The sequence below is a fragment of the Vallitalea maricola genome (assembly GCF_036985595.1).
Lineage (GTDB): Bacteria > Bacillota > Clostridia > Lachnospirales > Vallitaleaceae > Vallitalea > Vallitalea maricola.
Genome location: NZ_BTPU01000323.1, coordinates 1 through 213, shown reverse-complemented (window position 1 = coordinate 213; position 213 = coordinate 1). Strand labels below are relative to the sequence as shown.

1 protein-coding gene is annotated in these 213 nt (G+C 38.0%); it reads right to left on the bottom strand.

The window, feature by feature from the left end; genetic code table 11:
* Positions 1-213, bottom strand: a 213-nt coding sequence (locus AACQ14_RS24240; RefSeq protein WP_339366097.1) for a hypothetical protein, incomplete at both ends; no start/stop codon positions are given.

The window sequence follows — 213 nt, the reverse complement described above, 5'->3', positions numbered from 1 at the left end:
AATTAAAAGAAGTTGGTTTTGCTATCAATCCAAATGGTCTAGATGTAATGGCTTGGTATACCAAAGGTTGTGAAGGTGAGGCGTCGATGCTTGTATATGAGACAATGGGAATGCCCTTTGATCCATTTATAGGCATACAAACTATGTCTGAACTTACACCGAATCCAGATAATGCATACCTTGCAGGTTTGTTGCAATATCCTACAATTAACT